Annotated in this window: 25 protein-coding genes; 20 read left to right on the forward strand and 5 right to left on the reverse strand. The window is 62.6% G+C overall.

The window, feature by feature from the left end; all coding sequences use genetic code 11:
* Positions 1-224: 224 nt before the first annotated feature.
* Both ORL50_RS26740 and ORL50_RS26745 read right to left on the reverse strand, forming a co-directional pair.
* Positions 225-1,433, reverse strand: a complete 1,209-nt coding sequence (locus ORL50_RS26740; RefSeq protein WP_266019493.1) for an acyl-CoA dehydrogenase family protein — start codon at positions 1,431-1,433, stop codon at positions 225-227.
* The gene (locus tag ORL50_RS26745) at positions 1,430-2,602 is read right to left on the reverse strand and encodes an acyl-CoA dehydrogenase family protein (RefSeq protein WP_266019495.1); all 1,173 of its coding nucleotides are present in this window, start codon (positions 2,600-2,602) and stop codon (positions 1,430-1,432) included. Before ORL50_RS26745 ends, ORL50_RS26740 begins: the two co-directional genes overlap by 4 nt.
* 211 nt (positions 2,603-2,813) lie before the next feature.
* Here ORL50_RS26745 and ORL50_RS26750 point away from each other — a divergent pair, with 211 nt between their 5' ends.
* The 19 genes from ORL50_RS26750 (at position 2,814) to ORL50_RS26840 (ending at position 22,986) form a co-directional block, all read left to right on the forward strand.
* Complete coding sequence (locus ORL50_RS26750) at positions 2,814-3,704, forward strand: VOC family protein (protein WP_266019498.1); 891 nt, start codon at positions 2,814-2,816, stop codon at positions 3,702-3,704.
* A gap of 12 nt (positions 3,705-3,716) precedes the next feature.
* Complete coding sequence (locus ORL50_RS26755; protein WP_266019609.1) at positions 3,717-4,592, forward strand: CoA transferase subunit A; 876 nt, start codon at positions 3,717-3,719, stop codon at positions 4,590-4,592.
* Positions 4,593-4,604: 12 nt separating this feature from the next.
* Positions 4,605-5,402, forward strand: coding sequence for a CoA-transferase subunit beta (locus tag ORL50_RS26760; protein WP_266019500.1), 798 nt, complete (start codon positions 4,605-4,607; stop codon positions 5,400-5,402).
* A 15-nt stretch (positions 5,403-5,417) separates the two neighbouring features.
* Positions 5,418-6,326, forward strand: coding sequence for an enoyl-CoA hydratase (locus ORL50_RS26765; RefSeq protein WP_266019502.1), 909 nt, complete (start codon positions 5,418-5,420; stop codon positions 6,324-6,326).
* Positions 6,323-7,435, forward strand: coding sequence for an NAD(P)H-dependent flavin oxidoreductase (locus ORL50_RS26770; protein WP_266019503.1), 1,113 nt, complete (start codon positions 6,323-6,325; stop codon positions 7,433-7,435). Before ORL50_RS26765 ends, ORL50_RS26770 begins: the two co-directional genes overlap by 4 nt.
* Positions 7,432-8,184, forward strand: coding sequence for an enoyl-CoA hydratase family protein (locus tag ORL50_RS26775; RefSeq protein WP_266019505.1), 753 nt, complete (start codon positions 7,432-7,434; stop codon positions 8,182-8,184). Before ORL50_RS26770 ends, ORL50_RS26775 begins: the two co-directional genes overlap by 4 nt.
* Positions 8,185-8,193: 9 nt before the next feature.
* On the forward strand, positions 8,194-9,357 hold the full coding sequence (locus ORL50_RS26780) for an acyl-CoA dehydrogenase family protein (RefSeq protein WP_266019507.1): 1,164 nt from the start codon (positions 8,194-8,196) through the stop codon (positions 9,355-9,357).
* 9 nt (positions 9,358-9,366) lie between these two features.
* Positions 9,367-10,425, forward strand: a complete 1,059-nt coding sequence (locus tag ORL50_RS26785) for an acyl-CoA dehydrogenase family protein (protein WP_266019509.1) — start codon at positions 9,367-9,369, stop codon at positions 10,423-10,425.
* Positions 10,426-10,428: 3 nt separating this feature from the next.
* Complete coding sequence (locus tag ORL50_RS26790) at positions 10,429-11,580, forward strand: acetyl-CoA C-acetyltransferase (protein ID WP_266019511.1); 1,152 nt, start codon at positions 10,429-10,431, stop codon at positions 11,578-11,580.
* 61 nt (positions 11,581-11,641) lie between these two features.
* Positions 11,642-12,520, forward strand: a complete 879-nt coding sequence (locus tag ORL50_RS26795; RefSeq protein WP_266019513.1) for an SDR family oxidoreductase — start codon at positions 11,642-11,644, stop codon at positions 12,518-12,520.
* A 421-nt stretch (positions 12,521-12,941) separates the two neighbouring features.
* A complete protein-coding gene (locus ORL50_RS26800) occupies positions 12,942-13,727 on the forward strand; it encodes an SDR family oxidoreductase (protein WP_266019515.1) in 786 nt (261 codons plus the stop codon).
* Positions 13,728-13,737: 10 nt separating this feature from the next.
* The gene (locus tag ORL50_RS26805) at positions 13,738-14,208 is read left to right on the forward strand and encodes a MaoC family dehydratase (protein WP_266019517.1); all 471 of its coding nucleotides are present in this window, start codon (positions 13,738-13,740) and stop codon (positions 14,206-14,208) included.
* 7 nt (positions 14,209-14,215) lie between these two features.
* On the forward strand, positions 14,216-15,424 hold the full coding sequence (locus ORL50_RS26810) for an acetyl-CoA C-acyltransferase (protein ID WP_266019519.1): 1,209 nt from the start codon (positions 14,216-14,218) through the stop codon (positions 15,422-15,424).
* A gap of 64 nt (positions 15,425-15,488) precedes the next feature.
* Positions 15,489-16,694 (forward strand): helix-turn-helix transcriptional regulator, encoded by a 1,206-nt coding sequence (locus ORL50_RS26815; protein ID WP_266019520.1) that lies wholly within the window; start codon positions 15,489-15,491, stop codon positions 16,692-16,694.
* A 105-nt stretch (positions 16,695-16,799) separates the two neighbouring features.
* Positions 16,800-18,176: a DUF1329 domain-containing protein gene (locus tag ORL50_RS26820; protein ID WP_266019522.1), complete on the forward strand. Its 1,377-nt coding sequence runs from the start codon at positions 16,800-16,802 to the stop codon at positions 18,174-18,176.
* A gap of 196 nt (positions 18,177-18,372) precedes the next feature.
* Entirely contained in the window at positions 18,373-19,413 is a 1,041-nt protein-coding gene (locus ORL50_RS26825; RefSeq protein WP_266019524.1) for a 3-ketosteroid-9-alpha-monooxygenase, oxygenase component, read from the forward strand.
* 37 nt (positions 19,414-19,450) lie between these two features.
* On the forward strand, positions 19,451-19,624 hold the full coding sequence (locus tag ORL50_RS26830; protein WP_266019526.1) for a hypothetical protein: 174 nt from the start codon (positions 19,451-19,453) through the stop codon (positions 19,622-19,624).
* Positions 19,625-19,831: 207 nt separating this feature from the next.
* Positions 19,832-21,871, forward strand: coding sequence for an NADPH-dependent 2,4-dienoyl-CoA reductase (locus ORL50_RS26835; protein ID WP_266019528.1), 2,040 nt, complete (start codon positions 19,832-19,834; stop codon positions 21,869-21,871).
* Positions 21,872-22,056: 185 nt separating this feature from the next.
* Positions 22,057-22,986 carry a 1-aminocyclopropane-1-carboxylate deaminase/D-cysteine desulfhydrase gene (locus ORL50_RS26840; protein ID WP_266019530.1) on the forward strand — a complete coding sequence of 310 codons (930 nt, stop codon included), beginning with the start codon at positions 22,057-22,059 and terminating at the stop codon, positions 22,984-22,986.
* Here ORL50_RS26840 and ORL50_RS26845 read toward each other — a convergent pair.
* The 3 genes from ORL50_RS26845 to ORL50_RS26855 form a co-directional block, all read right to left on the reverse strand.
* Complete coding sequence (locus ORL50_RS26845; protein ID WP_266019532.1) at positions 22,973-23,521, reverse strand: cytochrome b; 549 nt, start codon at positions 23,519-23,521, stop codon at positions 22,973-22,975. The genes ORL50_RS26840 and ORL50_RS26845 overlap by 14 nt on opposite strands.
* Positions 23,522-23,706: 185 nt before the next feature.
* Entirely contained in the window at positions 23,707-24,534 is an 828-nt protein-coding gene (phnX, locus tag ORL50_RS26850; protein WP_266019534.1) for a phosphonoacetaldehyde hydrolase, read from the reverse strand.
* Between the two features lie 83 nt (positions 24,535-24,617).
* A complete protein-coding gene (locus tag ORL50_RS26855) occupies positions 24,618-25,727 on the reverse strand; it encodes a 2-aminoethylphosphonate--pyruvate transaminase (protein WP_266019536.1) in 1,110 nt (369 codons plus the stop codon).
* Between the two features lie 109 nt (positions 25,728-25,836).
* Between ORL50_RS26855 and ORL50_RS26860 the strand changes: the two genes are divergently transcribed.
* On the forward strand, positions 25,837-26,697 hold the full coding sequence (locus tag ORL50_RS26860; protein ID WP_266019538.1) for a LysR substrate-binding domain-containing protein: 861 nt from the start codon (positions 25,837-25,839) through the stop codon (positions 26,695-26,697).
* Positions 26,698-26,701: the final 4 nt, after the last annotated feature.

Here is a 26,701-nt window from a genome sequence, read left to right on the forward strand (position 1 = left end):
ACTCCTACGGGATCGCGGGTGTGACGCAAATGGTTTGCCCTGACGCAGAACCCGTAGGAGCCCGGCTTGCCGGCGATGGCGATCTCCGGGGCGCCATCGCCAGCAAGCAGGCTCCTACGGGATCGCGGTGTGACGCAAATCGTGTGCCCTGACGCAAAACCCGTAGGAGCCCGGCTTGCCGGCGATGGCGATCTCCGGGGCGCCATCGCTGGCAAGCCAGACTCCTACAAAGGTGGTGTTTGATTGGCGATACGTGGTTCGCGGGGCATGCCCAGCGCGCGTTCGGCAATCACGTTGCGCTGGATTTCATTACTGCCGCCGTAGATGGTATCGGCGCGGGTGAACAGGAACAGCGACTGCAGGCGGCTGAGCTGATATGGCGCGGCGTCGAGGATTTCTGCGGCATCGCCCAGTACATCCATGGCCAGCTTGCCCAGGTCGCTGTGCCAGGTCGACCAGGCCAGTTTGTAGATCATCGCTTCGCGCCCCAGGTTGCCGTCCTGCGGGCCGGAAAGCATGCGCAGCGAGTTGTAGCGCAACACTTTCAGCCCGGCCCAGGCCTGGGCGATGCGCTGGCGCACCAGCGGATCACGGGCGGCACCATTGTCGCGGGCGATGCGGATGATTTCGTCGAGCTCGTTGTGAAACTGCATCTGTTGGCCCAGCGTCGACACTCCGCGCTCGAAACCCAGCAGCGCCATGGCGATCTTCCAGCCGTCGCCCGGTTGGCCAATCAGGTTGTCGGCACGGGTGACGGTCTGGTCGAAGAACACTTCGTTGAACTCACTGGTGCCGGTCAATTGCTGGATCGGTTGCACGCGAATGCTGTCCTGCGCCATCGGCACCAGCAGGAACGACAAACCGTGATGTCCCTGGCTACCAGGCTCGGTGCGCGCCAAGACAAAACACCAATCGGCCTCGTGGGCCAGGGAGGTCCAGACCTTCTGCCCGCTGATCAGCCAGTGCTCGCCGGTTTCGTCCAGCTTCGCCCGGGTTTGCACGTTCGCCAGATCGGAACCGGCCCCCGGCTCCGAGTAGCCCTGGCACCAGAACTGGCTGCCGTCGAGAATGCCGGGTAACAGGCGCTGCTGTTGGGCGGGGGTGCCAAAGGCGGCGAGCGTCGGGCCCACCAGGCCTTCGCCGATATGGCCCATGCGCCCGGGGCCGCCGGCGCGGGCATATTCCTCGTGGAAAATCACCTGCTGGCTGATCGACAGCCCGCGGCCGCCGTGTTCTTTCGACCAGCCCACGCCGATCCAGGCACCGCTGGCCAACTCGCGTTCCCAGGCTTTGCGCTCTTCGGGAAAGCTGTGCTCGTCCCCCGGGCCGCCGCGAAATCGCAAAGGCGCAAACTCGCCGCTCAGGTGCTCGGTCATCCATTGGGCAACCTCTTCGCGGAACGCTTCGTCGGCACTACTGAAACCGATTTTCATGCTTGCTCTCCCAAAAGATGCGCGGCCAGGCGCTCACGGTGCAGCGCCGGGCTACCCAGCAGTTGTTCACTGGCGCGGGCGCGTTTGAAGTACAGGTGTGGATCGTATTCCCAGGTGAACCCGACGCCGCCATGCAATTGGATCGACTCGGCGGCGCAGTGAAAGAACGCTTCACTGGCATGAATCTTCGCCGTTGCCGCCGCTTGCTCAAGCTCCTTGGCCACCGTTGCATCGCCTTGCGGATCCAGATATTCCTGGGCCACGCAGGCCGCGTAGTAGGCCGCCGACCTGGCGCATTCGACTTGCAGCATCATGTCCGCGCAGCGGTGTTTGATGGCCTGGAAGCTGGCGATGGTGCGTTGGAACTGGCGGCGCTCGGTGATGTACGCCAGGGTCAGGTCAAGGGCCTGCTGGGCACCGCCAGTCTGCTCGGCCGCGAGACCGATGGCGGCGATCAGCAAGGTGTCGCGCAGCACCGCCCAACCGTGCGCAGGGCCGCACAGTTGTTGCGCATCGCTGACCTGCACCCGATGCAGTTCGATACGGGCCAGGCGTCGGGTCTGATCCAGGGTGGCCAGCGGAGTGCGCAGCACCCCCGGCGTATCGGCTGGCAAGACAAACAGGCTGATGCCTTGTTCGTCCTGGGAACCGGGAGTGCGAGCGGCGACGATCAGCAGGTCGGCCGAGGCGCCGTCGATGACTTGGGCGTACTGACCGTCCAGGGTCCAGCCTCCCGCCTGCGGCTTGGCCACGGTTTGCACGCTGCGGGCTTCCAGTCCAGGAACGCTGGCAAAGGCCAGGGTGGCGCGGGTTTCGCCAGCGGCAATCGCGCCCAGCCAGTGTTCCTGCAGCGCTTCATTGTGACCGAGCATCAGGGCCGGCGTGGCCAGGCACGCCGTGGCGAACAGGGGCGAACCGAGCAGGTAGCGACCGCTCTGTTCCAGCAGGATCGCCAGCTCGACAAATCCCAGGCCCATGCCGCCAAAACGCTCGGGCACCATCAGGGCTGGCCAGTACAGTTCCTGGCCGATCCGTTGCCAGACTTCGGGGTCATGGGCGTCCGGACGGATCATCGCGGCGCGCACCGCATGCGTGTCGCTGACCTGGGCGAGAAAACGCTCGGCGCTGTCGCGAATCATCAGGTGCTCTTCGGTAAAAGCGAACTCCATGGGGGGCTGTCTCTGCAAGGCGGATGGGTGCTTGAAGTCTGGAGCCGTGAGGCCGTGTTCGAATCACTAAAACGGACTAGGGCCAGCGCGTCTGCGTTGTTCTGCGGCAACCTGGCTGTTAGCGGGTGGTTAGTCTCAACGGACGATGAAGCCTTGGGCGGCGCTTTGCACAATGTGTGACGTAAGCCATTCAGCCACCGAGGACCAAGGCATGATCGACATTCGCGGTTTGAGCTATTTCGTGTCGCAGATCGAAAACCTCAGCCATTGGCAGCGTTACGCCGAAGATGTACTGGGCATGCAAGTGCGGCCGGCGCCGGGCGGTGGTTTGTACGTGAAAATGGACGAGCGTCCGTTCCGTATGCTCATCCTCGAAGGCCCCGAGGCGAAGTACCTGGCGTCCGGTTGGGAGCTGGCCAACGAGCCAGCGTTCCAGGCAGCGCTTGAGCATTTGACTGCCGCCGGTATCGAATGGCAGCCGGGTACTGACGCCGAGATCGATCAACGCGGCGTGCAGGCCCTGGTCAAACTCACCGACCCCTCGGGCAATTGCCATGAATTGAGCTGGGGCCATCGCTCCGATTGCCTGCCATTCATTTCGCCCCAGGGCGTGCCGCGCTTCATCACCGGCGACATGGGCCTGGGTCACACCGTGCTGCCGGCACCGAATTTCGACGCCACGCTGGCGTTCGCCAAGGACGTGCTCGGTTTCCAGCTGTCGGACATTTTCAACTTTCGTCCCGACGCTTCGGCCCCGCCGATCCGGATTCACTTCCTGCATTGCCAGAACGCCCGCCATCACAGTCTGGCACTGGCCGAGTACCCGGTGCCGTCAGGCTGCGTGCACGTCATGGTCGAGGTCGATTCGATGACCGAAGTCGGCCGTGCCCACGACCGCCTGCACGCCCATGACGTCAGCCTCTCGGCAACCCTCGGCCAACACCTCAACGACCGGATGACCAGTTTCTATATGAAGACGCCGTCTGGCTTCGACCTGGAGTACGGGTTTGGCGGATTGCAAGTCGACTGGGCCGAGCATTTGGCATTCGAGTTCACCCGCGTGAGCATTTGGGGGCACGACTTTTCGGTCGGCCATCAGTAAGGAATTGTCATGATGAATAAACAACTGACGGCGGCCGATGCGGTCGCTCAACTGCGCGATGGCATGACCATCGGTTTCGGCGGCTGGGGCCCACGGCGCAAGCCGATGGCCATTGTGCGCGAGATCCTGCGCTCGCCAGTCAAGGACCTGACGGTGGTTGCCTATGGCGGCCCCGAAGTGGGCATGCTGTGTGCAGCCGGCAAGGTCAAGAAACTGGTGTTCGGCTTCGCCACGCTGGACGCGATTCCGCTGGAACCTTACTACCGCAAGGCCCGCGAAGCCGGCGAGCTGGAGCTGATGGAACTCGATGAAGGCATGTTCCAGTGGGGCCTGCGGGCCGCCGGCATGCGCTTGCCGTTCCTGCCGACCCGCTGCGGCCTGGCCACCGATGTGGCGCGCCTCAATCCGCAGATCAAGACCATCGAGTCGCCCTATGCCGATGGCGAGGTGCTGCTGGCGATGCCGGCGCTCAATCTCGACGTGGCGTTCCTGCATGTGAACGTCGCTGACCGCCTGGGCAACTGCCTGGTGACCGGGCCGGACCCGTACTTCGATCACTTGTTCGCCCGTGCCGCCAACCAGTGTTTCGTTTCCTGCGAACGCCTGGAAGATCGTCTGGCGCTGAGTGCCGATCAAGCCCGCTTCAATACCTTCGAACGTTATCTGGTGAGCGGAGTGGTGCACGCGCCCCTCGGTGCCCACCCGACGCTCTGCGCGCCGGATTACGGCTGGGACATCAAGCACCTCAAGGGCTACGTCGCCAGCAGCCAGGCTGAAAACGGCTGGCAGGACTATGTGCAGACCTACGTCGCCGGTGGCGAGCAGGCCTATCAGGCACAGAACGGCGGTGCCGACTCCATGGGCGCCTTGCCCCTTCCCGTGTTCTGAGGATTAGCGATTATGTCTGCAACCTGTGATTTTACCCTCGCTGAACTGATGATCGTCGCCGCTTCCGAGGCCTGGCGCGGCAACGGTGAAGTGATCGCCTCTGGCCTGGGCGTGATTCCGCGCCTGGGCGCCAGCCTGGCCAAGCTGACCCACAGCCCGGAACTGTTGATGACCGACAGCGAGGCGTTTCTGGTCGAAGAGCCGATTCCCCTGGGGCCGCGTGGCGACTATGTGGCGCAATACTCCGGCTACATGTCGTTCGAGCGGGTCTTTGAATGCGTGTGGGGCGGTCGCCGTCACGCGATGATCGGGCCGACCCAGATCGACCGCTGGGGCCAGACCAACCTGTCTTGCGTCGGCGATTACCAAAAGCCCAGGACCGCGATTCTCGGTGTGCGCGGGCTGCCCGGCAACAGCATCAACCACCTCAACTCCTTCTTCGTGCCCAGCCACAACACCCGGGTGTTCGTCAGCGGCGAAGTGGACATGGTCTCCGGCGTCGGCTTCAAGGCCGACCGCTGGCCCAAAGGCGCGCGTCGCGACTTGATGGACATTCGCTGCGTGGTCAGCGACCTGTGTGTGCTCGACTTCGACGGCCCCGAGCGCGCGGTGCAAGTGCGCTCGCTGCACCCCGGCGTGACCTTCGAACAGGTCCAGGACAACACCGGTTTCCCGTTGCTCAAGTCGGCGCAGTTGCATGAAACCGTACACCCGAGCCACGAGCAGTTGGCATTGATCCGTCGACTCGACCCCCACGATTACCGCGCCACCGCGATCAAGGGCAACCCGTCCGGCATCCGTACGGCCTGACCCATGGAGGCGAGCATGCACAGCAGCGACAGTGAGTTCATCGTCCGCCAGGACAACGCGATCTACGAGACCGAAACGCCGGTGCTGTACAGCGTGGCCGAGGGCATCGCCACGCTGACGCTGAACCGGCCGACCTTCAACAATGCGCAAAACTCGCAGATGACCTATGCCCTCGACGCCGCGTTCCGCGAGGCGGTGAACGACGACACGGTCAAGGTCATCGTCCTGCGCGGCAACGGCAAACACTTTTCGGCGGGCCACGATATCGGCACGCCGGGACGGGATATCGATAAGCCATTCGAGCGCGCTCACCTGTGGTGGGATCACACCAACAAGCCTGGTGGCGAACAGCTGTATGCCCGCGAGCAAGAGGTGTACCTGGGCATGTGCCGGCGCTGGCGCGAGCTGCCCAAGCCGACAATCGCCATGGTCCATGGTGCGTGCATCGCCGGGGGGCTGATGCTGGCCTGGGTCTGTGATTTGATCGTCGCCAGTGACGATGCGTTCTTCCAGGATCCCGTGGTGCGCATGGGCATTCCGGGGGTGGAGTATTTTGCCCATCCCTATGAGATGAATCCGCGTATCGCCAAGGAATTTCTCTTTACCGGCGACCGCATGAGCGCCACGCGCGCCTGGCAGGTGGGCATGGTCAACCGCCTGGTCCCGCGCGAGGAGCTGGAGCAGGCCACTTACGCCCTGGCCGCCGGCATTGCCCGTCAGCCCCGCATGGGCCTGGCCCTGACCAAGCAGGCGATCAACCACGTCGAAGACCTGCAAGGCAAACGTACGGCGATGGATGCCGTGTTCGCCTGGCACCACTTTGCTCACGCCCATAACGAGCTGTTGTCCGGCGACAAACTGGGCGGCTTCGATGCCAAGGGCATGGCCCGCGCCAACAAGCAGGCCGAGGACAAAAGCCAATGAACCGCTGGCTCCAGACGCCGCTGACCGAAGCCCTCGGTTGCCGTTACCCGATCATTCAAACCGCCATGGGCTGGGTCGCCGACGCCAACCTGGTGATCGGCACGACCCAGGCCGGAGGCTTCGGTTTCCTGGCCGGGGCGACCATTGCCGCCGATGAGCTGGAAAGCGAAATCCGCAAGGTGATCGACGCCACCGGTGGCAGCAATTTCGGTCTGAACTTTCATATGTTCCAGGATAACGCCGCCCAGTGCGTCGACCTGGCAATCCAATACCGCTTGCGCGCCGTCAGCTACGGCCGTGGCCCCGACAAACAGACCATCGCGCGCTTCAAAGCGGCCAACGTGTTGTGCATTCCGACTGTCGGCGCCTTGAAACACGCGCTCAAGGCCGTTGAACTGGGCGCCGACATGATTACCGTGCAGGGCGGCGAGGGCGGCGGCCATACCGGCGGAGTGCCCAGCTCAATCCTGCTGCCCCAGGTGTTGGCGGCGGTCAAGGTGCCCGTGATCGCAGCGGGTGGTTTCTCCACCGGCCGTGGCCTGGCTTCGGTGCTCGCCGCCGGCGGTGCCGGGATCGCCATGGGCACGCGGTTTCTCATGACCCGCGAATCGCCGACCCCGGCCGCGACGCTGGAGCGTTATCTGCAGGTCAACGACCCGCAGCAGGTCCGCGTGACCACTGCGGTAGACGGCATGCGCCATCGCATGATCGAAAACCGCTTTATCAATCGCCTCGAGCGAGCCGGTTCGTTCGGGCGCCTGCGCATTGCCCTGGGCAGCGCCTGGCAATGGAAACAGCAGACCGGCATGAGCTTGGGCCACATGCTTGCCGTGTTCATCCGGGCACTACGTGAAGACCCCTCGCAGTTGTCGCAAGTCGTCATGGCGGCCAACCAGCCGGTGCTGTTGCAGCGCTCGATGGTCGATGGCGCACCCGACGAAGGCATTTTGTCCAGCGGCCAGGTCGCAGCAGCCATTGGCGAGCTGCTCACCTGTCGCCAAGTCATCGAAGGCATCGCCAGCGAAGCCGGGCAATGCCTGGATGCGCTCCTGGCACGCAGTCAGTCGTCCACCTCAACTCATCCCGCCAGTATCGGAGAACCCCTGTGAACCAGGCATTTACGACACAACTCAATCAGGGGATCGCTGAACTGGTGATCGCCAAGCCCCCGGTCAACGCCCTCGACAGCGCCGAGTGGCACGCGCTGGCGCAGCAGATAGAGGCCCTCGGCGCCGACCCCGAAGTGCGGGTGATCGTGATTCGCGCCGAAGGTCGCGGGTTTTGCGCCGGGGTCGACATCAAGGAACTGGACAAATATCCGGAGCGCATCGTCCAGGTCAATTCGGGTAACTACGCCACGTTCAAGGCGGTGCACCGCAATCCGGTGCCGGTGATTGTCGCGGTGCATGGCTTTGTCCTCGGCGGCGGCATCGGCATCACGGGGGCGGCAGATATCGTCGTCGCGTCCGAGTGCGCGACGTTTGCCCTGCCGGAAGTCGACCGTGGCGCCATGGGCGGCGGTGCGCACCTGCAGCGCCTGTTCCCGGTGCAAAAAGTCCGCTACCTGTTTTTCACCGGCGACAGCATCAGCGCCCCGGATGCCCTGCAATACGGCTTCATCGAACGCATCGTGCCCAAGGATCAGCTGCGCGAAACCGCGCTGGGTATCGCGGCGAAAATCGCGGAAAAAAGCCCGGGCATGATCCGCATCGCCAAGGAAGCCTTGAATGGCATCGAAGACGGCAACCTGGAAGACAAATACCGCTGGGAGCAGGGTTTCACCATGCAGGCCTATAGCAGTCCGGACTCTGCGGAAACGCGCCGGGCCTTCGTCGAAAAACGCGACGCCAAGTTCTGAGATAACGCCATGGACCTGACTTACACCCCCAAGCAAAACGCCTTCCGCGCCGAAGTACGGGCCTGGCTGGCAGCCAACCTGCCACGCGAACCGCTGGCCAGCTACGACACCCGCGAGGGTTTTGAACAGCATCGCGCCTGGGAGGCCAAGCTGTTCGAGAGCCGCTGGTCGATGGTGATGTGGCCGGCAGAACTCGGCGGTCGTGGCTGCGACCTGATCGAGTGGCTGATATTCGAAGAAGAGTATTACGGTGCCGGCGCGCCGATGCGCATCAACCAGAATGGCCAGTTGCTGCTTGGGCCGACCCTGATGGAATTCGGCACCGAGGAGCAGAAAAAGCGCTTTCTGCCGCGCATGGCCGCCAGCCTGGACATGTGGGCGCAGGGCTGGTCGGAACCCAATGCCGGCTCCGACATGGCGGCGATCACCAGCAAGGCAGTGCTTGATGGCGATCACTACGTAATCAACGGACAGAAAACCTGGTCGAGCCGCGCGACTTTCGCTGACTGGCTGTTCGGCCTGTTCCGCAGCGAGCCAGGATCGAGCCGTCACCATGGTTTGTCATTTGTCATGGTGCCGCTGGATACGCCGGGGGTGAGCATTCGCCCGATCAAGGCACTCAACGGCAAGGAATCTTTCGCCGAGGTGTTTTTCGACGACGTGCGCGTGCCGGTCGCCAATCGGATTGGCGCCGAAGGGCAGGGCTGGCATGTGGCGATGGCCACCGCCGGTTTCGAGCGCGGCCTGTTGTTGCGTTCACCGGCACGTTTCCTGGCGCCGGCGCGCAAGCTGGTCGAGCTGTACAAGGCCAATCGCGCCAGCGCCGACCGTGATCCAGGCCTGCGCGATGCCGTGCTGGAAACCTGGATGACGGCCGAAGCCTATGCGCTGTCGGCCTACCACACGGTGGGGCGTTTGAGCCGCGGCGAGCAGATCGGTGCCGAGTCGAGCATCAACAAAATCATCTGGTCGGAGCTGGACCTGAAGCTGCACGAGACCGCCATGCGCATTCTCGGTACGCGTGGTGAGCTGTTGGCAAAAGGTCCGCAAGCGGGCGATGCGGCGGGCTGGCTGGAGGGCTTCCTGTTTGCCCAGGCCGGGCCAATCTATGCCGGGACCAACGAAATCCAGCGCAACATCATCGCCGAGCGCATGCTCGGTTTGCCGAAATAAGGAACCGCCATGGACTTCACTTTCAACGATGACCAGTTGGCGTTCCGCGAAGCCATCAGTCGCTTCCTGATGACCGAGGCCGCCCCGGAAATGCTCCGGGAAATCTGGGAGACCGACGTCGGGCGTTCCCGGGATTTGCGCAACAAGATCGCCGAGCAGGGGCTGACGGCCCTGTCGGTGCCCGAGGCTGAGGGCGGCCTGGGCATGGATGACGTGACCTGGGCGTTGATGACCCAGGAGCTGGGCTACTACGCGATTCCCGACTCATTGGCCGATACCGCCTATGTCGCCTGCGGCCTGTTGGCGGGCCTGCCTGCGCAGCATCCGGCCCGCGCCGCGTTGCTGCCGCGCATTGCCGACGGCAGCTTGCGCATGGCGATCAGTCATCCGGTCAATCCCCTGGTTAGTGATGCGCACTCGGCTGAAGTGCTGATCCTCAGCGACGGCGATGACATCCACGTGGTGCCGCGCGCCCAGGTGGATGTGCAAAACCATCCGAGCATCGATGCCTCGCGGCGTCTGGGCCAGGTGGCCTGGACGCCTGCGCCGGCCACCTGCATCGCCAGTGGCGAGCAGGGCCGAGCCTTGCTGGCGAATGTGCTGGACCGCGGCGCGCTGTCGGTGGCCGGGCAATTGCTCGGGCTGGCGCAGCGCATGCTCGACCTGTCGGTCGACTATGTGGCCCAACGCAAACAGTTCGGCAAGCCAATCGGCAGTTTTCAGGCGGTCAAGCATCACCTGGCCGACGTTGCCCGTTACATCGAACAGGCCAAGCCCGTGCTGTACCGCGCCGCCCATGCCATCGCCCGGGGCGATGTGAACGCTGGGGTGTGGGTTTCCCAGGCGCGCCTGGCGGCCAACGAAGCGAGCTGGATCGCCGCGCGCAAAGGCATCCAGGTGCACGGCGCGATGGGGTACACCTGGGAAGTGGACCTGCAGATGTTCATGAAGCGTGCCTGGGCCCTCGATGCCTCCTGGGGCGACCGCGGCTTTCACAAAACCCGTGTCAGCGACTACCTGTTCGCCGATGCCACCGGCCTGGGGCCGGGGCACACTTTCGAGGAATGACTCATGGCCCAAGCCTATATCGTTGATGCACTGCGCAGCCCGACCGGCCGGCGCAAGGGCTCTTTGAGCCAGATCCACGCCATTGACCTGGGAGCACACGTGCTCAAGGCGCTGGTTGGGCGCAATGTGATCCCTGCCGAGGATTACGACGACGTGATCTTCGGCTGTGTCGATACCATCGGTTCACAAGCCGGCGACATCGCCCGCACTAGCTGGCTGGCCGCCGGTCTACCGCTGACGGTGCCCGGCACCACAGTGGATCGCCAGTGCGGTTCGTCGCAACAGGCGCTGCATTTTGCCGCGCAGGCGGTGATGAGCGGGACCCAGGATGTGGTCGCGGTGGGCGGGGTGCAAACCATGACCCAGATCCCGATCTCCTCGGCGATGCTCGCCGGTCAGCCGCTGGGTTTTGCCGATCCATTCTCGGGCAGCGTCGGCTGGCAGGCGCGGTTCGGTCAGCAGCCGGTGAACCAGTTCTACGCCGCGCAACGGATTGCCGATCACTGGCAGATCAGCCGCGAGCAAATGGAGGAATTTGCCTTGCAAAGCCACGAGCGGGCGCTGGCCGCTATCGCCAGTGGCCGCTTCGCCCGGGAGATCGTTGCCTGCCAAGGGTTGGCGGTGGATGAAACCCCGCGCCACAGCAGCCTGGCGAAGATGGCCGAGTTGCAACCGGTGGACCCGCAGTTCCCGTCGATCACCGCAGCGGTGTCGAGCCAGACGTGCGATGCCTCGGCCGCGCTGTTGGTGGTGTCGGAAGCCGCGCTCAAGCGCTATGACCTGACGCCTCGGGCGCGCATTCATCATTTGACCGTGCTCGGTGATGATCCGATCTGGCACCTCACCGCACCGATTGCCGCCACCCGCCGTGCCCTGGCCAGGAGCGGCCTGAGTATGGCCGACATTGACCGGGTGGAAATCAACGAAGCCTTTGCTTCGGTGGTGATGGCCTGGGCCAAGGAGCTCGATTACGACCCGGCGTGCACTAACGTCAACGGCGGGGCGATTGCCCTGGGGCATCCGCTGGGCGCCACTGGCGCACGCTTGATGACCACGCTGCTCAACGAGCTGGAATGCAGCGGCGGTCGTTATGGCCTGCAGACCATGTGCGAAGGCGGCGGCCAGGCCAACGTGACCATCATCGAACGCTTGTAGTTGTTCCTGCCGGCCGCTGCTTCGAGTGAGCGGCCGACTAAAAAATCCTGAGGAGTCAAACATGACGATGTGTGCAGACCGCACCGTGATCATTACCGGTGCCGGAGGCGGCCTCGGTCGCGCTTACGCCCTGGCATTCGCCGCGCAAGGCGCCAATGTGGTGGTCAACGATATACGCGCCGAAGCCGCCGAAGATGTGGCGGGCGAGATCCGCGCCAACGGTGGCCAGGCGATCGCCAACAGCGATGACATCACCACCCTCGCCACGGCCCAGCGCATCGTCGATGCGGCGCTGGCGTCCTTTGGTGAAGTGCACGTGTTGATCAACAACGCCGGCGTATTGCGCGACCGCATGTTCATCAGCCTCAGTGAAGAAGACTGGGACATGGTCATGCGCGTGCACCTCAAAGGTCATTACTGCCTGGCCAACATCCTGGGTCGGCGCTGGCGCGACCTGGCCAAGGCTGGCACCCCGGTTGACGCACGCATCATCAACACCAGTTCCGGCGCCGGCCTGCAAGGCTCGGTGGGACAGTCCAATTATTCGGCGGCCAAAGGCGGCATCGCCTCGCTGACCCTGGTGCAAGCCGCGGAGCTGGCCCGCTATGGCGTCACCGCCAACGCCCTGGCGCCTGCTGCCCGTACCTCGATGACCGAGAGCGCGATGCCCGACATGGTCAGGAAACCCGACGATGGCAGCTTCGATGCCTGGGCCGCGGAAAACGTCGCGCCGCTGGTGGTCTGGCTGGGCAGCCCGGCGTCAGCCCACGTCAGCGGCCAGATCTTTGAAAGCCAGGGTGGAAGAATTTCCCTGGGTGACGGTTGGCGCACCGGCGTCACTCGCGACAAGGGCGCGATGTGGCAGGTCGAAGAAATCGGCGCCGTGGTGGATGCCATCCTTGCCGAAGCGCCGAAGGCCCAGAAGGTCTGGGGCAGTTAAGGCGATAGGTGATCCAACGAACACCCACGATGACCCGTAGGAGCCTGGCTTGCCAGCGATGGCGCACCTGAGACCGCCATCGCCGGCAAGCCGGACTCCTACGGATTTGTGCCGAATCCAATCCCGCCTACACCCCAATCCCCGTAGGAGTCTGGCTTGCCAGCGATGACGCACCTGAGACCACCATCGCCGGCAAGCCGGGCTCCGACGGATTTGTGCCAATCCCAATCCCGCCTACACCCCAATCCCCGTAGGAGCCTGGCTTGCCAGCGATGGCGCACCTGAGACTGCCATCGCCGGCAAGCCGGGCTCCTACGGGAGCGCTGCAACCTCGACACCCTGCATACCCCATTTTGACGATGCGCCTGACCCGCCCCGTCCGTACAACTGCAGCGTATTGATTTCTTCGGAGGTAGACGCTGTGAGACAAGCTCCCCCTTATGTTCCCGGTCATCAATTGCTGGCGGGAAAGTCGGTGTTGATTACCGCCGCCGCCGGTGCCGGCATCGGTTACTCGGCGGCCCGGCGCAGTGCCGAGGAGGGTTGCCGGGCGCTGATGATCTCCGATGTGCACCCGCGTCGGCTGGAAGAGGCGGTAGAACGCCTCAAGGCCGAAACTGGCCTGCAGGCGATTTATGGCCAGTTGTGCAATGTCACCGTCGAGGACGAAGTCCAGGCGTTGGTGGCGGCAGCTGAAGAGGTGTTGGGCGGGGTCGATGTGCTGATCAACAACGCCGGCCTCGGCGGTCAGAAACGCGTCGTGGAGATGAGCGACGAGGAATGGCTGCGGGTACTGGACGTGACCCTCACCGGTACGTTCCGCATGACCCGGGCGATGTTGCCCCACATGCAGCAGCGCGGCGCCGGAGCCATCGTCAACAACGCCTCGGTGCTCGGCTGGCGCGCGCAGAAGGAACAGGCCCATTACGCCGCCGCCAAGGCCGGAGTCATGGCCCTGACCCGCTGCAGCGCCCTGGAAGCTGCCGAGTTCGGAGTGCGCATCAACGCGGTTTCGCCATCGATTGCATTGCACGATTTCCTCAAGAAGGCCTCCAGCGAAGAACTGCTCGCCAGCCTCGCGGGGCGCGAGGCGTTCGGTCGCGCTGCCGAGGTCTGGGAAGTGGCCAACGTGATGATGTTCCTGGCCAGCGACTACGCCTCCTACATGGTCGGCGAAGTGCTGTCCGTCAGCTCCCAACAGGCGTGAGGATTGCATCATGAGTCACGTGTTTCGCAGCGCCCAGGCACTGCTGGCGGCCGAGGGCCTGGACCTGGGCCACACCGACTGGTTGACCATCGACCAGCAGCGCATCGACCTATTCGCCGAAGCGACCAGTGATCACCAGTGGATTCATGTCGACCCCGTGCGCGCTGCCAGCGGCCCGTTCGGTGCCTGCATTGCCCACGGCTACCTGACCCAGTCCCTGGCGAACCTGTTCATGCCGCAGTTGTTGATCCTCGAAAACATGGCAATGGGCGTCAACTACGGCAGCGACCGGGTGCGCTTTCCGGCGCCGGTCAAGGTCGACTCGCGCGTGCGCGGCAGCGGCCAGATCCTGCGCGCCGAACAACTGGGCGACGCCGTCCAACTGGTGGTGCGCATGACCATGGAAGTCGAGGGCCAGGCCCGTCCGGGCTGTGTGATCGACACCATCAGCCGCTACACCTTCAATCCAATTTCCAAGTGAGCTACCCATGGACCTGAATGAAGTCGTTATCGTCGCCACCGCCCGTACCGCGCTGGCCAAGTCTTTTCGCGGATCGTTCAACGATACCGAGGCTCCGGTGCTCGGCGGTCATGTGGTGCGTGCCGTCGTCGAACGCGCCGATATCGATCCTGCTGACGTCGAGGATGTGATCATGGGCGCGGCGGTGCAGCAGGGCACCCAGGCCTACAACATCGGACGGCTCTGCGCCTACACCGGCGGCCTGCCCGCCAGCGTGCCGGGCATGGCCCTGGACCGCATGTGCGCCTCGGGGCTGATGAGCATCGGCGTGGCCGCCAAGGGCATCATGAGCGGCGAAATGAACATCGCCATCGGCGGCGGGGTGGAGTCGTTGTCGCTGACCCAGACCAAACACAAGAACACCTTCCGCGCCCAGTCCGAAGCCGTGCTGCAAGTAATGCCCAGCGCCTATATCCCGATGATCGAAACCGCCGAGATCGTCTCGCGCCGCTATGGCATCAGCCGGGCGGCCCAGGATGAATACTCGCTGCAAAGCCAGCTGCGCACGGCCGCCGCCCAACGCAACGGGCTGTTCGACGAGGAAATTGTCGGGCTGAGCGTGGACAAGCTACTGTTCGCCGCCGATGGCCAACCTAACGGCCATGAGCGCGTGCAGGTGCTGCGCGATGAGTGCAATCGGCCCAACACGCGCCTGGAAGACCTGGCGGCATTAAAACCGGTATGGAAGGACGGCAAGTGGGTTGAGCAGGGTGAATTTGTCACCGCTGGCAATGCTTCGCAATTCTCCGACGGTGCCGCGGCCAGCCTGCTGATGAGTCGTGCCGAGGCCAAACGCCGTGGGCTGACGCCGTTGGGCATTTACCGCGGGATTGCCGTGGGCGGTTGCGCGCCGGAAGAAATGGGCATCGGCCCGGTCGTCGCGATTCCCAAGTTGCTCAAGCGTTTTGGCCTGAGCGTGGCGGATATCGGTTTGTGGGAAATCAATGAAGCCTTCGCCAGCCAGGTTCTGCATTGCCGCGATGCGCTGCAAATTCCGGCCGAGCGCCTGAACGTCAACGGCGGGGCGATCGCCATTGGTCATCCGTTCGGCATGTCCGGCGCACGGATGGTCGGCCACGCCTTGCTGGAAGGGCGGCGCCGGGGTGTGCGTTACGTGGTGATCGCCATGTGCATCGGGGGCGGCATGGGGGCTGCCGGGTTGTTCGAATTACCGTAAAGCATCGCACTTTCAACTGAAACCATGAGGGCCTACCGGTCGGGCCCTCTGCTGGGGAATGGTTATGCAAAGTTGTCTGCCCAACGCACAAGTCCTGGCGCAAATGGGCCTGGACCTGGCCGAGTACGAACGGATCATCGGCACCATCTATGACTCGGCGATGGATACCCGCTGCCTGAGCGATTCGCTGCATCAGGTGCGGTCGTTGTTCAAGGCCAATTTTGTCACCCTGATTCTGCGCGAGCAGGAAGAGCCGCTGCTCTCACCGATGGTCGTCGCAGGCGATGTCGAGTTGGGTGAGGGCGGAATCAACCATTACGCCTACTACCCCAAATCCTCGCTGTTCGACGGCCTGGTCACCGACCAGGTGTTCACCATCGACGAGTTGGTGAGCGATGCCGAATGGGCCCGGTCGGCGTTCTATCTGTTGTATTGCGAGCCCTACGGTTGCTACCACATGCTCGGGGCCGATATCCGCATGCCCGATGGCGGCACCGTGCGGTTTCGCATCAACCGGCCGCAGAGTCAACCGCGTTTCGGTGACAGCGAGCGCGCCATGTGCGCGATGTTGTTGCCCCACTTGCGCCGGGCCTTGCACATGCATGCGCTGCTCGATCGCAGCGAGTCCCTGGGCAGCCTGTATTCGCAGACGATCAATCGTCTCGCGGTAGCGACCATCGTCCTCGATGAAAACGGCACCGTGGTACAGCTCAATCCCGTTGCCCGGGACATTCTCGACAGCAATGACGGCCTCAAAGTGGTGGGTGGTCGACTGGAAGCGACGTACCCCAGTGACAATCGGGAGCTTTCGCGACTGGTGCGTAATGCTTTCCAACGTTCAAAACAGGGTGCGCAACAGGCTGTGCAGATTGCCGAGGCAACCTCGATTTCCCGACCTTCAGGCCAGGTCAGCCTGGGCGTGGTGGTGGAGTTGATTCCGTCCCAGGAACTGCTCGAAGGCAACGGCAAGCCCACGGTGGTGGTGTATGTGCGCGACGCGGTGGGCAAGTCGCTGGTGAGTTCGGTGCTGACCTCGCAGCTGTACAACCTGACCCCCGCGGAAACCGCATTGGCGCTGGAATTGGCGAACGGCTTGTCGCTGGAGGAGGCCTCGGAGTCCTTGAACATCCGCCGCAATACTGCCCGCGCGCACCTGCGTTCGATCTTTTCCAAGACTGGAGTGCGGCGCCAGACCGAACTGGTGCGGATCATGCTCAACAGCGTGGTGGCACTTGGCGCGCCGCAGCAGCCAGCGGCGTCAAGGGTGTGATGGCGGGACACGCGAAAATGCGTTAGTCCGTGCGGACGATGCTGCCAGGATCATGGCCTGTCGATACTGATGAACCGATGTCGAACCTTGATAAGGAGAATAACAATGATCGGCAGTAACGAGTTCCCGGGCCGGGCCTTGGCGTTGTTGGTGGGATGCTGTGCCATGGGCATGGTGAATGCCGCACCGGAAGATGTCGCCCGCCTGGGCAACGACTTGACCTGCATGGGCGCGGAAAAAGCCGGCAATGCCGACGGCAGCATCCCGGCGTTCAGCGGCAAATGGCTGGGTGTGCCGCCCCAAGTTGATTTCAAGGGCACCGGCAACCATCCGGTAGATCCGTATCCGGACGAAAAACCGCTGTTTGTGATTACCGCGCAGAACATGGCGCAATACGCCAATCAGCTGTCCGACGGGCAACAAGCGTTGTTCAAGCTGTACCCCAATACCTACAAAATGCCGGTCTATCCCACGCACCGCGACTTCCGCATGGACGACACGGTGTGCCAGGCCACCCGCGAAAACGCCAGCGTCGCGCGGCTGGTTGACGATGGTGAAGGGGTGGTGGGGAAAACCGGCGGCACACCATTTCCGGTTCCGCGCAGCGGTCTGGAATTGTTGAAGAACGCCTCGACGTTCACCCTGCGCGCCTGGACCGAGGAGTACATCTCCGACAACGCCTATGTGCTCAAGGACGGCAATATCAACTGGGGCCGGGTGCATTCACGCAACCTGGCGCCGGCGCTGGAACCGGGCAAGATCGGTGAAACTACCGGCAACTCGTCGTTCTACCTCAACGAAACCCTGTTGCCGCAACGGGACAAGGGCGAGATCAACACCGGCACCGAGTTCTGGAATGACAAGACCGAACCGCGCCAGTCCTGGCGCTATGATCCGGGCACGCGGCGGGTGCGTCAGTCCCCAGGTTATGGCTTCGACATGTCGTTCCCGGGCAGCGGCGGTTCGCTCACCGTGGACGAGGTGCGTCTGTTCAACGGCTCGGGCCAGCGCTATGACTGGAAGATCGTCGGCAAGCGCGAGATGTTCATTCCCTACAACACCTATCGCCTGCACGCGGCCAACCTCAAGTACGCCAACCTGCTGACCCCTGGCCACATCAACCCGGATGCCCTGCGCTTCGAACGCCATCGGGTATGGGAGCTGGAAGGGACCCTCAAGCCGGGTTATCGCCACCTCTACGGCAAGCGCAAGTTATACATCGACGAAGACACCTGGTACCCGATGCTTGCGGACAACTACGACAACCGTGGCGAGCTGTGGCGCACCTCGATGCTGAACTTTTTCTACGCCTATGAAACCCGCCGCCTGCAGGCGGGCGTGGGCCTGTATCACGATCTCAATGCCGGCAGTTACCTGGCGTTCAACCTGATCAACGAGCAGCGCAACGGCTACATGCTGAACAGGCCCGGCTTCAGTCCGAAGGATTTCGGCCCGGAAGCCGCTCGCCGTTTCGGTCAGTAGACCTGCAGCACAGCGCTCGTTTTGCCAACGGGCGCGCTGCCGAGAGTAGTTCGCGTTTGATCTAGTCCAATTGAACGATGCTGTTCTTGCGCGGCTGCTCAATGATGTTTGACATGGGATCGCCCTGTTTTGGTTGGGGCCTGTATTTCTTGGGGGTACAGCCTGCCCCGAAGTCTGCAATCGAGGAACAATAACAATGACGAAACTCGCTGAAATCAACATCGAGAACGCCCAGCGTACCCACCGTTACGCACGTGGCTGGCACTGCCTGGGCAATGCCAACGATTACCGTGACGGCAAGCCGCACACCCTGGAAGTGTTTGGCACGCGCCTGGTGGCTTTTGCCGACAGCCAAGGCAACATCAGCATCCTGGACGCCTATTGCCCGCACATGGGCGCCGACCTGTCCCAGGGCACCGTCGAAAACGACCGGCTGGTGTGCCCGTTCCACCACTGGAAGTATGACACTGGCGGCAAGTGCGTGGAGATCCCGTATTGCAAGCGCATTCCACCCAAGGCCAAGACCCGCAGCTGGCTGGCCTGCGAGGAGAACAACCTGCTGTTCGTCTGGAACAACCCTGAAGGCCGGCCACCCAAGGACAACGTGGTCATCCCGCACCTGCCGGAGATGGACGATCCGGACTGGATCCACGACTGGAACATCGACACCATGCATATCGAAACCAACCCGCGTGAGCTGGTCGATAACTTGGTGGATGCCCAGCATTTCGGGCCGGTGCACGGCACGCCGACCAAGTATTTCGCCAACATCTTTGAAGGCCACATTGGCCACCAGATTTTTCACGGTGACTCCGAACGCCTGGGCGGCGACCTGATTGCGCCGTCGGCCTACTACGGTCCTGCCACGCATTTCACGCACATCAGTTCGATGTTCGGCGACGTACGCATCCACGCCATCCTGCTCAACAGCCACGTTCCCGTGACGCCAGACAGTTTCGACCTGCGCTTTGGTTGCATGGTCAAGCGCGTGCCGGGCTGGACGGAAGAACAGAACATGGAAGTGGCCCGGGCGTATGTCCAGGGCAACCGCGATTCGTTTTACCAGGACGTGGTGATCTGGAAACACAAGATCCGTATCGACAAGCCGGTGCTGGCGGAAACCGACGGCCCGGTCTACCAGTTACGCGAATGGTACGAGCAGTTCTTCACCGATGAAGACAACGTGCCCGCGTTCATGGCGCAGCGTCGCGAGTTCATTACCGTCGACGAGCGCTGACAGCAGGTCCGTTTTAACAGTCAAGAGAGCACAGACAATGAAAATAAAAAGTCTTCTCGGCTATTCAGTTCCACTGTTCATCCTGTTTTTGCTGGTGCTGACCGTGCAGTTTTCGGCGCCTCCGGAGACAGCCAGCGTCAAGGCCTGCAAGCGTTACGCGAGTTGTGTCGCGATGAGCGCGAGCGTGCCGAACTTTCTCAACCTGCGTTGACAACTCGGGCTGCAGATAACCCTGTGGCGCGCGAGCATGCTCGCGCGCCACAGGTTCAGAATTAGACCCGTGGCTGCTCATTTGGATCATTAAGTTGTCACTTATGGTCATTGAGTGGCCGCGTCCTGACTCTTAGTCTGACGAACATGACTGACGGGGGCCGTAGAGCTCTCGCATTTCCCGTGATCGTTCGATGTGGAGTTACCGATGACCGCCGCCCATTACCCGCACCTGCTGGCCCCGCTGGACCTGGGTTTTACCACGTTGCGCAATCGCACCCTGATGGGCTCGATGCACACGGGTCTTGAAGAGAAGCCGGGTGGTTTCGAGCGCATGGCGGCTTATTTTGCCGAGCGCGCCCGTGGCGGCGTCGGCCTGATGGTCACCGGCGGCATTGGCCCGAACGACGAGGGCGGGGTGTATTCCGGTGCAGCCAAGCTCACCACCGAGGAAGAAGCGCTCAAACACCAGATCGTCACCCGCGCGGTGCATGAGGCGGGCGGCAAGATCTGCATGCAGATTCTCCACGCCGGCCGTTATGCCTACAGTCCGAAACAGGTTGCACCGAGTGCGATCCAGGCGCCGATCAACCCGTTCAAGCCCAAGGAGCTGGACGAGGAAGGCATCGAGAAACAGATCAGCGATTTTGTCACCTGCTCGGTCCTGGCGCAGAAAGCCGAGTACGACGGCGTGGAGATCATGGGCTCCGAAGGTTATTTCATTAACCAGTTCCTCGCGGCTCACACCAACCACCGTACCGACCGCTGGGGCGGCAGCTACGAAAACCGTATGCGCCTGCCGGTGGAAATCGTCCGTCGAGTGCGCGAAGCGGTAGGGCCGAACTTCATCATCATCTTCCGCCTGTCGATGCTCGACCTGGTGGAAGGCGGCAGTAGCTGGGAAGAAATCGTCACCCTGGCCAAAGCCATCGAGCAGGCCGGCGCGACCATCATCAACACCGGTATCGGCTGGCACGAAGCGCGAATCCCGACCATCGCCACCAAGGTGCCGCGCGCCGCGTTCAGCAAAGTCACGGCCAAGCTGCGCGGTTCCGTGAGCATTCCGCTGATCACCACCAACCGCATCAACACGCCGGAAGTCGCCGAGCAGATTCTCGCCGAAGGCGATGCCGACATGGTGTCGATGGCTCGTCCGTTCCTCGCCGACGCTGACTTCGTCAACAAGGCCGCCGCTGGCCGCGCCGACGAAATCAATACCTGCATCGGCTGTAATCAGGCGTGCCTGGATCACACCTTCGGCGGCAAGTTGACCAGTTGCCTGGTGAACCCGCGGGCTTGCCATGAAACCGAGCTCAACTACCTGCCGGTGCAGCAGATCAAGAAGATTGCCGTGGTCGGTGCCGGTCCTGCCGGTTTGTCCGCGGCCACCGTGGCGGCGGAGCGCGGTCATCAGGTCACGCTGTTCGATTCGGCCAGCGAGATCGGCGGCCAGTTCAACATCGCCAAGCGCGTGCCGGGCAAGGAAGAGTTCTTCGAAACCTTGCGTTATTTCGGCCGCAAGCTGCAGACCACTCACGTGGAAGTGTGTCTGAACACCCGTGTTGATGTTGCCCAGCTGGTTGAGGGTGGTTTCGACGAGATCATCCTGGCCACCGGCATCGCGCCAAGAACTCCGGCAATTGCGGGCGTGGACAATGCCAAGGTGCTGAGCTACCTGGACGTGATCCTCGAACGCAAACCGGTGGGCAAGCGCGTGGCGGTGATTGGTGCCGGCGGTATCGGCTTTGATGTGTCGGAATTCCTGGTGCACCAGGGCGTCTCGACCAGCCTGGATCGGACGGCGTTCTGGAAAGAGTGGGGCATCGATACCGATCTGCAAGCACGCGGTGGCGTGGCCGGAATCAAGGCCGAGCCCCATGCTCCGGCCCGTGAAGTGTTCTTGCTGCAGCGCAAGAAATCCAAGGTCGGCGACGGCCTGGGCAAGACCACCGGCTGGATTCACCGTACCGGTTTGAAGAATAAACAGGTGCAGATGCTCAACAGCGTCGAGTACCTGAAGATCGACGACGAGGGGCTGCATATCCGCATTGGCGAAACCGGCGAACCGCAGGTGCTGGCGGTGGACAATATCGTGATCTGCGCCGGACAGGATCCCTTGCGCGAGTTGCACGATGGCCTGGTTGCGGCGGGGCAGAATGTGCACCTGATCGGCGGCGCGGACGTGGCGGCAGAGCTGGATGCCAAGCGTGCAATCAACCAGGGGTCGCGATTGGCTGCGCAGTTGTAATCATTCCCATCTGTAGCAGCTGGCGCACTGTGGGAGCGGGCTTGCTCGCGAAGGTGTCATATCAGGCAATATCAATATCGACTGGTCCACCGCCTTCGCGAGCAAGCCCGCTCCCACAGCTTCGCCAGCTGCTACAAAATTGGTGTTGACTGGTAGACTTGGCTCCTTTTCAGATTGCTCAGGTCATGCTTTTTTCCTCCTGCGACTGGCTCCCCCAAGCCCCGCTCGAAATCCTTCAGCTCGATTGGCTCTCGCGATCCGGTATCGAAGTCGCGATCCTGCGTCTCGACCAGATCGACCCGCTGATCAGCGGCAACAAATGGTTCAAGCTCATCGAGCACCTCAAGGCAGCCGAGCTTGCCGGTGCCAAGGGCATCATCAGCCTCGGTGGCGCCCACTCCAATCATCTCCACGCCCTGGCTGCGGCAGGCAAGCGTTTCGGTTTCAGCACCGTGGGGCTGCTGCGTGGTCACCCTCAGGACACTCCGACAGTGCAAGACTTGCAGGCCTACGGCATGCAGTTGCACTGGCTGGGTTATGGCGGTTATCGGGCGCGACATGCCGCGGGTTTCTGGGAGCCCTGGCAGGCCTTGTATCCAGATCTGCTGGGGGTGCCGGAAGGCGGCGGCGGTTTGCTCGGGGCCCAAGGCTGCATGCAGCTCAAGTCGATGGTCGCCGGGCAACTGAATCAGTTGGGTTGGAGTGACTACGACGGCTGGTGGCTGGCCTGTGGCACGGGCACCACCCTCGCGGGCCTGGTGCTCGCCGAGGCGGGAGCGCATCCGGTTTACGGCGCGCTGGCCGTGCCGGGTGATCATGGCGTGGCGCAGCAGGTCGAGTCGATCTTGCAGCAGGCGGGCGCTCCCGACACGGGCTATGAACTGCTCGACGCCAGTCTTGGTGGTTTTGCCAAGGTCGATCCACAGTTACTGGCGTTCATCGAGCAGACCGAACAGGCCAGCAGCGTTGCACTGGAGCCGCTCTACACCGGCAAAGCACTGCTCGCGTTAAAACAGCAGATCGAAGCCGGCAAATTCCAGCCAGGCTCACGCCTGATTTTCATCCATACCGGCGGCCTGCAAGGCCGGCGCGGATTTTCCCTCACCCGCGCTTAGGCATCATCCGCAACAAGGTGTTATCTCGCGCCACGTAATGGTGATAAAGCCCCGCCAGGGCATGCAGCCCGATCAACCAGTAGCCGATCGTACCGCCAAGCTCATGCCAGCCCTCGATCTGTTTACCCAGTGCCTTGTCTTCCGGGATCAGCAATGGCAGGTCGAAACCATAAAACATCACCTGGTGGCCCTTGGCGCTGGTGGTCAGCCAACCCAGTATCGGCATGGCAATCATGAACAGGTACAGCACCCAGTGCATCGACTTGGCGAGTACGCTCTGCCAGCGCGGCAATGCCGGAATTATCTGCGGGGTGGGGCCGACACTGCGCGCCAACAGTCGAAACCAGACCAGCACGAAGACCGTCAGGCCAAGCATGAAATGCGATTCGGTGATCAACGTGCGGCCGCCGCTGCCTTTGGGAAAGACTCCGCGAAACTCGATACAGGCATATACCAGCGCCAGCAAGACCAGCATCAACCAGTGCAGAGTGATGGAGACGGTGCTGTAACGTGATTCAGAACTTTTCCACGGCATACAGGTATTCCTCACGGGCGGTTTGAGGTTCACCGTTCTTTTCGACGGAGTGCGTTAACTGTAAGCCCGTTTCGCTGCGCTTGCCCGGCGCGATCAGCCTTTCAATGCTCTGGATCAGGGTTTCCCCAACAAAAAAGCGCCAGGCCCGAGGGGGATTGGCGCCTTGCGGGACATCGGCCGCGTGATCAGCTGGTCTGCGGCATCTCGCCGTTAGCCAGACGCTTGTTGATGTCGGCAATCACTTCGGGCAGGTCCGCAATGGTGTCGATCATGTAGTGCGGACGCGAGCCTTCGAACATCGCGTGAATGCGCTGGCGCTCGCTGTTCAGCTGGTCGCTGCCAAGGGCGCGATAGCCCTCGTAGTCCAGGCCCAGGGCGTTACCGGAACAGATCAGGGCAACCGTCCACATGCCGGCGCGACGTCCTTCGAGGATGCCCGGCACCGTGTCGTCGATTTTCACGCAGGCGGCGACGTCATCGATACCCAGGGCGATCACGTTGGCCAGTGCCTGGGCGGGCCATGGGCGACCGTTGGGCACTTCGTCGGTGGCAACCACGTGGTCGGCGACGTAACCGTTGGTGGCTGCCAGTTCGACAACCTTGTCCATGACCTGCTTGGGGTAACCGGAGCAGGAACCGATCTTGATCCCTTGCTGGCGCAGGTTGGCAATGGTGTCCAGTGCGCCCGGGATCAGCGCCGAATGCTCGGCGATCTTTTCAATTTGCAGCGGCATGAAGCGTTTGTAGATGGCGGTAACGTCATCGTCGGTCGGCGTGCGGCCGAACACGGCGCGATAACGCTCGGCGACTTGCGGCTGATCACACAAGGTGCGGATGTGATCCCACTTGCCCATACCCATCGGCCCGCGGGCTTCTTCGATGGACACCTGGACGTCGAACTCGGCGAAGGCTTCGACGAAAATCTGCGTGGGGGCGAACGAGCCGAAGTCGACGACAGTGCCGGCCCAGTCGAGGATGGCGGCCTGGAGTTTGGTTGGGTTGCTGTAGTTCATGGTTTAAATCCTGTCAGTGAGGAATGAGATCTCGTAGCAGCTGTCGAGCCTGCGAGTCTGCGTTCGGGGGCAGTGTTCGGTAATCAGATTTCCAGTACTTCCATCTCGCGCAGCACCTCGGCCACCGCCGCCACCGCCGCGTGCATCTCGGCCTGGTTAACGTGGCCGATGCAGCCGACGCGGAAGGTCTCGACCTGGGTCAACTTGCCGGGGTAGAGAATGAAACCCTTGGCCTTGACCCTTTCGTAGAATTCCTTGAACTGGTAACGCGGGTCTTTCGGTGCGTGGAAGGTGACGATGATCGGCGCCTGGATCGCGGCGGGCAGGAAGCTGCGCAAGCCCAGTTTGGCCATGTCTTCGAGCAGCACCTGGCAGTTGTCGGCGTAGCGCTGGTGGCGGGCGGGCAAGCCGCCTTCTTCGTTGTATTGCAGCAGCGCTTCGTGCAGAGCCGCGACCACGTGGGTCGGTGGGGTGAAGCGCCACTGGCCGGTCTTGGCCATATAGGTGTGCTGGTCGAACAGGTCCATGGCCAGCGAATGGGAGTTGCCGGCCGCATTCGCCAGGGATTCTTTTCTGGCGAAGACGAAGCCCATGCCCGGAACGCCTTCGAGGCATTTGCCCGAGGCGGCGATCAACGCATCGAACGGCACCTGCTGTGCGTCGATCGGCAAGGCGCCGAAGGAGCTCATGGCATCGATGATCAGACGCTTGCCATGCTGAGCAATGACTTGGGCAATATCCGCCAGCGGGTTGAGGATGCCGGTGCTGGTTTCGCAATGAATCAACGCGACATGGGTAATGCTGGCGTCTGCCCGCAGCAGGCGGTCGACGTCGGCCGCCGTGGTGGGCTCGTCTTCGGCAGTCTCGAAGGTGCTGAAAGGGCGACCGAGGACTTCGCAGATCTTCGCCAGGCGTTTGCCGTAGGCGCCATTGATCAGCACCAGCACCTTGCCGTCACGGGGCACCAGAGTGCCGATGGCTGCTTCGACCGCAAAGGTACCACTGCCTTGCAACGGTACGCAGTGGTGACTGTCGCCGCCGTTGATGATCGCCAGCAATTGCTCGCACAGGCTGGCGGTCAGCTGGTTGAAGCGGTCATCCCATGAACCCCAGTCGACCATCATCGCCTGACGGGTGCGCGCCGAGGTGGTCAACGGGCCGGGGGTGAGCAGGATGGGTTCGGCAGTACTCATTCTCGTGTCCTCGCAATCGATGGGATGAAGCTACGGGACTTAAATTGCAATTTGCCGTGCTATCAATCAAATTGTTTGTTGTTATGCCAGACATCAGTGAGAGTTATTCATGAACCTGTTCCAGCTCCGCGCTTTCGACGCAGTGGCGCGCGAAGGCAGCTTTACCCGGGCAGCCGCGCGGCTGTTCATCAGCCAGCCCGCCGTCACCGGGCACATCAAGGCACTGGAGGAGCATTACCAGATCACCTTGTTGCGCCGCACGGCCCGACGGGTAGAACTGACGGAGGAGGGCACTCGATTGGCGGCGATTACCCGGGCCATGTTTGGCCTGGCGGAGGAGGCGCAGATCATGCTGGAGGCTAATCGGCAGTTGCTCACCGGGCGTCTCGAGGTGGCGGCGGACGGGCCGCATCTGGTCATGCCGATGCTGGCCAGTTTGCGCGCGCGTTATCCCGGGATCACGGTGAACCTGCGCCTGGGTAACGCCCCGCAGACCCTGGCTGCGTTGTTGTCCGAGCATGCAGACGTGGCGGTGCTCACCGAAGTCGAGCCGCGCAAAGGCCTGCATTTGCAGGCCTTGGGCGAGTCTCGGATTTGCGCGCTGGTGCCGGAAAATCATCCCTGGGCGAACCGTTTGAAGGTGTCGCTCAAGGACTTGGACCAAGTGATCATGGTGTTGCGTGAGCCGGGTTCGGTCACCCGTCGCACGTTTGATGACGCCTGTATTCAGGCCAAGGTCAGTCCGCGGGTATTGCTGGAACTGGACAGCCGTGAGGCGGTGACCGAAGCCGTGGCGGCCGACCTCGGCGTTGGCGTGGTGTCGTCGGTGGAAGTCAGCCATGACCCGCGGGTGGTGGCCGTGCCAATCATGGGTGAGGGCTTGGTGAACCGGCATATGATCGTGTGTATGGAGCGGCGGCGGGATTTGCGGTTGATCCAGGCGTTTTTTGGATTGGCACCCGGGCAATAAACTG

This window comes from Pseudomonas sp. RIT-562, assembly GCF_026241895.1.
Classification (GTDB): domain Bacteria; phylum Pseudomonadota; class Gammaproteobacteria; order Pseudomonadales; family Pseudomonadaceae; genus Aquipseudomonas; species Aquipseudomonas mandelii_F.